We start from the raw sequence: 7,795 nt of genomic DNA on the forward strand, positions 1-7,795 counted from the left end.
CCCATGAACCACGCCGAGCTCATCCACCGGTTCATCGAGGCCATCAACGACACCGACGCCGCCTCCCGGCGCGCCACCATCGAGGAGATCCTCACCCCCGACTGCACCTACACCGACCCGGAGATCGCCGTTGAAGGACACGATGCGCTGGATTCGGCGTTCGTCGACCTGCAGCAGCGGATCCCGCCTGGTTTCCGCTTCGGCCTGAGTGCCCCGGTCGACGTGCACCATCGTCAGGCCCGTTTCTTCTGGCGGTTCGGCAATCCCGAAGCCGGCACCACCGCCGCGACCGGCTCCGACGTCGCCGTCTTCGCCGACGGGCGCATCCGCCACCTGTACGCCTTCTTCGACGCCACCAACAGCTGACCCCACCACCCGGGAAGAACCATGTCCTCCGCCACCCGACGGCTGTTGACCGTCACGGCCATCACCGTCTGTGCCCTGCTGACCGGCGCCGCTGCCGCATTTCCGGACACCGCCCGGCAGCCCTCAGCCGCCACCGGACCCGGCTGGAGCGCGACCTGGACCGCCGCGCCACAGCGCCCCAGCACCAGCTTCGCCCCCAACTGGTCACAGCAGGGCTTCACCCGACAGACAGTGCGCCAGATCGTCCGGATCAGCGCCGGCGGTAAAGCCGCCCGGATCCGGCTGTCCAACCGCTACGGCACCACCCCGCTCACCGTCGACCAAGCCACCATCGCCCGCACCGACCGCGGAGCCGCCATCGAGCCGGGATCGCTGCGCCACCTGACCGCCCGCGGCAAGCGCACCTTCACCGTCCCGGCCGGGACCGACCTCGTCACCGACCCGGTGCCACTGCACCTGGCCGCCCTGGACTCGGTCACCATCACGTTCTTCGCGGCCCAGCCGACCGGCCCGGCCACATATCACGCCCAAGCCCTCGCCACCACCTACCGGGCCGCCGGCGATCACGCCGCCGACGTCGGCGCCGCCGCCTTCACCGACACCTCGCAGTCCTGGTACTACCTCACCGGCGTGGACATGATCCCCACGGCGCGTCGCGGCGGCGTGGTCACCTTCGGCGCCTCCCTCACCGACGGAGCCGGCAGCAGCACCGACGCCAACAACCGCTACCCCGATGAACTTGCCGAACGCCTGGCCGCCGCCGGCACGCCCCGCGCCGTGCTGAACCAAGGCATCGCCGGCAACCGCGTCACCGTCGACTCGGCATGGTTCGGCGACAAGGCCACCGCCCGCTTTCGCCGAGACGTCCTCGGCCAGCCAGGCGTGCGCACCGTCATCATCCTGGCCGGCATCAACGACATCGGCATCGGCGAACTGGCGGCGGCGCCTCCCTCCCCGATCTTCGCCCCCTACCCCGACGTCTCCGCCGGCCAGGTCATCGCGGGACTTCGCGAACTGATCCAGCTGGCCCACGTTAAGCACCTGCGCGTGATCGGCGCGACGGTGATGCCGGTCAAGGGATCGGCCTACTACACCGCCCGCAGTGAGGCCAAGCGCGAGGCCATCAACGCCTGGATCCGCACCTCTGCCCCGTTCGACGCGGTGGTGGATCTCGACCGCGTCACCGCCTCACCCGCCGACCGCGACCGGCTCAACCCCGCCTACGACTCAGGCGATCACCTCCACCTCAACGACGCCGGGTATCGAGCCATCGCGGGCGCCATCCACCCGGCCGACCTCGGCTGAACGTCCGAACCCCGCCTGTTGCGGATCGCCTCCACCTGCCGCGCCCTGGCACCGCACTTGTGGAGGCGATCGTGGAGGCCGTGGGATCAACCAGGGCTGTGCGCGGCCTGGCGCCCGACGGGTTGGGCCACGTCATGCAGCCTGGTGAAGTCGATGTCCAGGCGGGGCTCGTACGCCTCCGGGGTGACGGCGAGCTCATGCGTGGAGTACTCGCCGAACCGCATGATGTGCTCGGTCAGATAGGGCGAGACCTCGGCCAGGTCCTCGGACTCGACCTTCCACCCCTCGGCCTGCAACTGCCGCACCACGTCGACGATGTCGAGCGTGTTGTGGAAGATCACGCAATTAGTGAGCAGCGAGTTGAACTTCATCGCCTTCTCCTGCTCAATGGGGTCGTTGTCGGCACCCGGTGTGGCCGCTCGCCGTAGTCGTGTGTGTTGATCTGGCCAGGTTCGGCGCCGTCCCGGTCGGGTCCCTCGCGGAGAGGGCGGGCCCGCTGGGCGGGCTCGTTGACGCAGCGATCGGACTCGGAGGTGAAGTGAGCGGGTGGGGCAATGGGGCAGCTGGGTGGCTGGTGCCGTACTGCCTAGGGGCGGCCAGGGCCCGTGGCAATCTGCGGGGGCGGATGACCGGATGGGCGTTGCTGCTCGGGAGTGCGGCCGTCACCGTCGCGCTCGTCACCTGGGGCGGCTACCCTGCCGCCATGGTCGGTGTACCGGGGGCGCCGCTGTCCAACCTCGACCCGCCCTCCCTAGCCGCCGTCACTTTCGGACTGGCTCAGAGCGGTGCGGCCCTGCTGCTGCTCGGTCCGCTCGGGCGGCTGCTGCGTCGCCCAGTGGCCTGGGCGACGGTGGCGCTGCCGAATCTCGCGGCGATGACGATCTTCCTTTGGCACCAGACCGCGATGATCGCGGTGACGGCGATCGGCCTGCTCGCCGAGAACGCGATGCCGAGGGCCGGAGCACTCGGGAGCGGAACGCTGCCCGGTCTGCACACCGCTCCAGACGGGCCAGGCTGGCTGCTCGCCCGGGTGGCCTGGCTGCCGGTGTTCTCGGCGGCGCTGCTGGTGTGCTGCGCCGCGTTCCACGGTTACGAGCGAGTACGGGCACTCTCAAAGCCAGTTTCGGTGCATCGCCAGGCTGGATGACCCTGACCCCAGGAGGAGAAGGGCAGAGGTTGATGGGCAGGCTGCGAAGAGTCTTCCGCACCGTGCGCGCGGACATGTGGACGACCCCCGCCGACCCGTTTCCCCGCATGGCCGGGCCGCGCCGGCTATCCAGCTCCCGCACATCCTGGTCATCCTGTACGCGCTGGTCATGGGCACCCCAATGGCGAAAGGGATGATCTGGGAGAACCGGTCCGTGCGGATCGTGCGATAGATACACCGTGAGACAGCTTCCCTTCCGGCGGCGCGCAGCCCCCGACGTCACCGCGGACAGCGGCGACGCCGAGCTCATCGCCGCTGTCGCCGCGCGGAGCACCGCCGCCCTGCGCATCCTCCACCAGCGGCACGCACCCTGGCTGCGTGCCCGGCTGGCCCGCCGCTGCGCCGACGCGGACGTCGTCGACGATGCGCTGCAAGAGACGTTTCTGGCCGTGTGGCGTGCGGCGGGCGGCTTCCGCAGCGACAACCCAGCCGGATGGTTGTGGACGATTGCCATCCGGCGCCTGATCTCTGCCCTGCGCGGCAGCGGCTCGAGCTGGATCGGTTCCGGCATCGAACCAGGCGACAGCTCGCCAGTCGCCTCGGCTGAGGACATGGTGCTGCTGAACGTGGAGCACGGCGACCTCGGCACCGCCCTGACCAGGCTTTCCCCTGAGCTGCGGGCCGTCATCGAGGCGACCGTCATCGACGGTCTCACCACCAAGGAGGCCGCCGGCCTCCTTGGCATTCCGGAAGGCACGGTCAAGACCCGCGCGATGCGGGCCAGGGCCCGGTTGCGCGAGGAGCTGTCATGAGTAGCTGGCACATTCCTGACGGCCTGCGTGAGCGTTACCTCGAAGGCACGCTCGAACCGGCGCTGGCCATGTCCGTGGACGCGCATCTCGGTCGGTGCGCCGACTGCCGGGCGGCGGTGCCGCACGACAAGGACTGGCTCGAGGCGTCCTGGGCGAGGCTGGAAGCCGAGCTGATCACGCCACACCTGAGCCTTTCCGAGCGGCTCCTGCGGCACGGCGGAGTGCCCGATCACCTGGCCAGGCTGCTGTCCGCGACGCCGACGATGAGCCGGGCCTGGCTGGCCTCGGTGGTGGCGGTGCTGGCGTTCGCGGTGCTGGCGGCGCGCAAGCAGGCCGAGTTCCTGCCCGCTTTCCTCATCGTCGCGCCGGTGCTGCCGCTGGCGGGCATCGCGCTCGCCTACGGGCCGCGTGTCGATCCCGCCTACGAGCTGGTGGCCGCCACGCCGATGTCGGGGCCGCGACTGCTGCTGACCCGCGCCACGGCGGTGCTGGCGGTGGCGGTCGTGCTGGCCGGGCTCGCCTCACCGCTGCTGCCCGCGCCGCCCGGGCTGGCCGCCGCCTGGCTGCTGCCCGCGCTGGCCGCCGCCGCGGGCTGCCTAGCCGTGTCGGGCCGGTTGCCCGTGCCGATCGCCGCCCTCGCCGTGGCCGGGGTATGGCTGGCCATCGTCGGCACGGGCCACTTCATCGGCGACTGGCTGGCCGTCTTCGGTCCCGCCCCGCAGATCGGGTACGGCGTGGCCGCCATCCTGCTGACCTACCGCTTCTACCGAGTGAGCACCAGATGATCCAGATCAAGCAGCTGACCAAGACCTACGGCGCCAAACGGGCGCTCGACGGCCTCGACCTGACGCTCGGCACCGGCGTGACCGGCCTGCTCGGCCCCAACGGCGCCGGCAAGACGACCCTGCTGCGCTGCCTGGCCACCACCCTCGCCCCCAACGGCGGCTCGGTCGACGCCTTCGGCCTGGACCCGGCCGACCGCGTGCAGCGGACCGCGCTGCGGCGCAGGCTCGGCTATCTGCCGCAGAACCCCGGCTCCTACCCGCATTTCACCGCCTTCGACCTCGTGGACTACGTGGCGATCCTCAAGGAGCTGACCGACCGCAAACACCGGCACGCCGAGGTGCGACGGGTGCTGGCCGAGGTGGACCTCACCGATCAGGCCGGGACGAAGGTGCGCAAGCTGTCGGGCGGCATGCGTCAGCGGCTCGCGCTGGCCCAGGCGCTGCTGGGGGAGCCGGATCTGCTCATTCTCGACGAGCCGACTGTGGGCCTGGACCCGGAGCAGCGGATGACCTTCCGCGCGCTGGTCTCGCGGCTCGGCGAGAGCCGTATCGTCGTGTTGTCCACGCACCAGACCGAAGACGTCGCCGCGCTGTGCGAGCGGGTGGTGGTCATGCGGGACGGCCGGGCGATCTTCGACGGCACACCCGGCGAGCTCGCGGCCGTCGCGGACGGCCGGGTGTGGCTGTCGGACGCGCCGCCCGCCACGTCGGAGCTGTTCTGGCGGACGGCCGACGGCCGCTACCGAACGCTCGGCGCACGGCCGCCGGCGGCGGACACGGTAGCGCCCGGTGTCGAGGACGGCTACCTCATGCTGCTCGGGGAGGCGGCGTGACGCGGCGGCTGTTCCTGTTCGAGGCGCGCAGGCTGGTGCGGCACCCGCTCGTGTGGGGAGCGACCGTCCTGGTGCTGGCGCTGCAGACCTTCCTCAGCTGGGATCAGCAGCCCGACCTCACGATGGACCCGGTCAACGCCACCGGGCTGGCCACCTGCCTAGCCTCGGCGGTCCTGATCGTGGCGAGCCTGGCCACCTCGCGCGACGGGCGGCACGGCATGCCCGAAAGCCTCGCCGGCCTGCCTGGGCGGGCCGAGCACCGCACGCGGGCCCTGCTGCTGGCCACACCGCTGGTCGCGGGGCTCGCAGCGGCGGTGGCCGTGGGCGGCTACCTGGCGATCCGGCTGCTGAGCGGCCCTGCCGGAGGGCGGCTGGACGTGTGGGAGCCACTGACGTCGGTGGCCGCCGCGGTCCTCGCCGCGGCGCTGGGCGTGGCCGTCAGCCGCTGGGCGCGGTGGCTGATCGCGGGGCCGCTAGTGGTGGCCGTGCTCGGCTTCCTCATCTACATGAACCCGACGAACGGACAGGCCCGCTGGCTGCTACCGGTGATGCAGGTCCACCGACCGGACTGGCCCGACCGTCCGTCGGCGGTCCACCTGGTGTACGTGCTCGCCGTCGCCGCCGCCTTCGGCGGGATTGCGCTGCTCAGACACCGGGTACGGCCGGCACCCGCCGCGGCTGTGGTGGTGGCGCTGGCTGTCGCGGTGCCCTCGGGGGCCACCGCGGCGTCCACCCGGCCACCGGCGCAGTTCCCCACAAACGTGGAGCTGACCGTCGCCCATGTGGACTCCCGCGTGCGTGAGCGCTACTTCGGCCCCGACGCCTACCGCTGCAGGGAGCGCCAAGGGCTCACCTACTGTGCCTTCCCCGGTTACGAACCGTGGATCCCGCTCTGGGAGCAGGCGGTCCAGCCGGTCGTGGGGGCGCTGCCCACCGAGCTGCGGGCCCAGGCGCCCCAAGTACGGCAGATGAGCCCGACCTGGAGCTTCGCCGACGATTCCGGCGTAATCCGGCCGCCGATGAGCTGGGGGCATCCCGACCAGCGCAGGATACTGGCCGAGGACGTGGCCTTCTGGGCGACCGGGCTGTACGACTCGGCCACCAAGCACTTCAACCCCTCCCGGCGCGCCGCACCGTGTGACGCGCGCGGTCAGGCCCGCACGGTGGTGGCGCTCTGGCTCATCGGCCAAGTCTCCCCTCCCGAGGCCCGGCGGCAGCTCTATGTCGACCATAACCGGGGACGCCTGTCCGGCCTGGACTGGGGCCCGGCCGAGATCGGTTACGCCAAGCAGCTGCTGGCCTCTCCTGGCGCCCGCGAGAAGGTCCAGGCCAACTGGGACACGCTCGTCAAGCCCACCACCACGATCGACCAGGCCTTGCCGCTGCTCGGGCTGGAACGCGAGTTCAACGCACCGATGGGAGCCACGCCATGCCTGTAACACTGCCCGCCCGCCCCAAGGCCGCCTCCACCACCGCGGCAGTACCCACCACAGCCGTCCCTGCCCCGCCACCATCCCGCTGGCGGTTGGCGCTCCTGCTGGTGCGCCCCCTCGCTCGGGCCATCGACTGGGGGCCTCTGGTCATGGTCGCCGCCTTCACAGCCGGGCTAGTGAGCCTGGTGGAGTACGGGGAGGCAGTGCCCGGGGGCGATGCGCTCGTGCTCATGCGCATCTGTGGCACCCTGCTCGGCGCGGCGGCGGCCTTCGGGCTGGTCGATACCATGTCCGCCGACCTCGGCGCCGCCGCGGTCCCCCGATGGGTCCGGCAGGCGCTGCGCTGCCTGTTGCCCGGTGGCGCCGCGATCACGATCTGGCTGGCGGCTTTCTCCTATATCTTGACCCGCCTGCCGGAGGGCGCCCTGTTCCCTGTCGGCGACCTGCTCATCGAGGTAGGCGTCTGCCTCGGCATCGCGCTGGCGGCCGCGGCGACCGCCGTGCGGTTCGCACCCGGCCGACAGGCCGCCATGGCCGCCGTAGTGGTCCAGCTGGCGATGGTGCTGGGGACCATCCTGCTGCCGCAGCAGGTCCGGCTCTGGCCGCCGACCTGCGGGTTCGGGTACTGGGATCAGGCGCACCTGCTCTGGCTGGCGATGCTGCCCCTGCCGTACCTATGGCTCATCTTGGCAGGGCGCGACCTGCGGCGCTGACACGTCACATTGTCAGGCTGAAGCTTTTCGCGCCGCGCTCCATGGCCATCCGGTACGCCTACCTCCGCAGGGCCGGCGGCACCGAGTTCGTCGCGCTGCTGGAGCTTGCCGATGGCGTGGAGAACCCGCTGCCCGGGAAGACGCTCTCCGTACGAACCGGCTCCGTTGCAGGTCCACCACATAATTTCAGCCGGACGAAATCTCCGACTGGTTGGCATGTGCGGCTGACATACGCGCCCGGCCAAATAGCGCCGAAATCCTTGGCCGTTTACCGGGGTCTGGTGCATTTGCTGGGGAGCGGTCACGGAGTGCGATTTCCAGGTGCGAGTGGGGCCGGGGCCGCATGGAGGGTGGTAGCGATCGCGTAACGCGTTGCGCGTGAGAACGGCCGTTCTGTCACG

General features: G+C 71.0%; 9 protein-coding genes. 8 read left to right on the forward strand and 1 reads right to left on the reverse strand.

The genetic code is table 11. From position 1 onward, the window contains the following. Positions 1–3 precede the first annotated feature (3 nt). Together LDL49_RS50495 and LDL49_RS50500 are read left to right on the forward strand one after the other, a co-directional pair. The gene (locus LDL49_RS50495; RefSeq protein ID WP_225302106.1) at positions 4–366 is read left to right on the forward strand and encodes a nuclear transport factor 2 family protein; all 363 of its coding nucleotides are present in this window, start codon (positions 4–6) and stop codon (positions 364–366) included. Positions 367–387: 21 nt separating this feature from the next. Continuing rightward, positions 388–1,671 carry an SGNH/GDSL hydrolase family protein gene (locus tag LDL49_RS50500; RefSeq protein WP_225302107.1) on the forward strand — a complete coding sequence of 428 codons (1,284 nt, stop codon included), beginning with the start codon at positions 388–390 and terminating at the stop codon, positions 1,669–1,671. Between the two features lie 86 nt (positions 1,672–1,757). Here the strand turns inward: LDL49_RS50500 and LDL49_RS59540 are convergent, their stop codons facing one another. Continuing rightward, positions 1,758–2,306, reverse strand: a complete 549-nt coding sequence (locus LDL49_RS59540; RefSeq protein WP_372470703.1) for a Tn3 family transposase — start codon at positions 2,304–2,306, stop codon at positions 1,758–1,760. On the opposite strand from LDL49_RS59540, the gene LDL49_RS50510 reads away from it, so the two are divergent. From LDL49_RS50510 to LDL49_RS50535, 6 genes are all read left to right on the forward strand, one after another. Beyond that, on the forward strand, positions 2,210–2,818 hold the full coding sequence (locus tag LDL49_RS50510) for a hypothetical protein (RefSeq protein ID WP_225302108.1): 609 nt from the start codon (positions 2,210–2,212) through the stop codon (positions 2,816–2,818). The genes LDL49_RS59540 and LDL49_RS50510 overlap by 97 nt on opposite strands. A 239-nt stretch (positions 2,819–3,057) precedes the next feature. Then, positions 3,058–3,630: an RNA polymerase sigma factor gene (locus tag LDL49_RS50515; protein WP_225302109.1), complete on the forward strand. Its 573-nt coding sequence runs from the start codon at positions 3,058–3,060 to the stop codon at positions 3,628–3,630. Continuing rightward, entirely contained in the window at positions 3,627–4,415 is a 789-nt protein-coding gene (locus LDL49_RS50520) for a zf-HC2 domain-containing protein (protein ID WP_225302110.1), read from the forward strand. Before LDL49_RS50515 ends, LDL49_RS50520 begins: the two co-directional genes overlap by 4 nt. Next, the gene (locus tag LDL49_RS50525) at positions 4,412–5,248 is read left to right on the forward strand and encodes an ABC transporter ATP-binding protein (protein ID WP_225302111.1); all 837 of its coding nucleotides are present in this window, start codon (positions 4,412–4,414) and stop codon (positions 5,246–5,248) included. The genes LDL49_RS50520 and LDL49_RS50525 overlap by 4 nt, the downstream gene beginning before the upstream one ends. Beyond that, positions 5,245–6,687, forward strand: a complete 1,443-nt coding sequence (locus LDL49_RS50530; protein ID WP_225302112.1) for a hypothetical protein — start codon at positions 5,245–5,247, stop codon at positions 6,685–6,687. Before LDL49_RS50525 ends, LDL49_RS50530 begins: the two co-directional genes overlap by 4 nt. Further along, the gene (locus LDL49_RS50535; RefSeq protein WP_225302113.1) at positions 6,678–7,394 is read left to right on the forward strand and encodes a hypothetical protein; all 717 of its coding nucleotides are present in this window, start codon (positions 6,678–6,680) and stop codon (positions 7,392–7,394) included. Before LDL49_RS50530 ends, LDL49_RS50535 begins: the two co-directional genes overlap by 10 nt. Positions 7,395–7,795: the final 401 nt, after the last annotated feature.

The organism is Nonomuraea aurantiaca, assembly GCF_020215705.1.
GTDB lineage: Bacteria > Actinomycetota > Actinomycetes > Streptosporangiales > Streptosporangiaceae > Nonomuraea > Nonomuraea aurantiaca.

Excerpts from the sequence above, each read along its gene's own strand:
- LDL49_RS50525 (WP_225302111.1), top strand. The coding sequence starts at position 4,412 with ATGATCCAGATCAAGCAGCTGACCAAGACCTACGGCGCCAAACGGGCG.
- LDL49_RS50520 (WP_225302110.1), top strand. The coding sequence starts at position 3,627 with ATGAGTAGCTGGCACATTCCTGACGGCCTGCGTGAGCGTTACCTCGAA.
- LDL49_RS50500 (WP_225302107.1), top strand. The coding sequence starts at position 388 with ATGTCCTCCGCCACCCGACGGCTGTTGACCGTCACGGCCATCACCGTC.
- LDL49_RS50495 (WP_225302106.1), top strand. The coding sequence starts at position 4 with ATGAACCACGCCGAGCTCATCCACCGGTTCATCGAGGCCATCAACGAC.
- LDL49_RS50535 (WP_225302113.1), top strand. The coding sequence starts at position 6,678 with ATGCCTGTAACACTGCCCGCCCGCCCCAAGGCCGCCTCCACCACCGCG.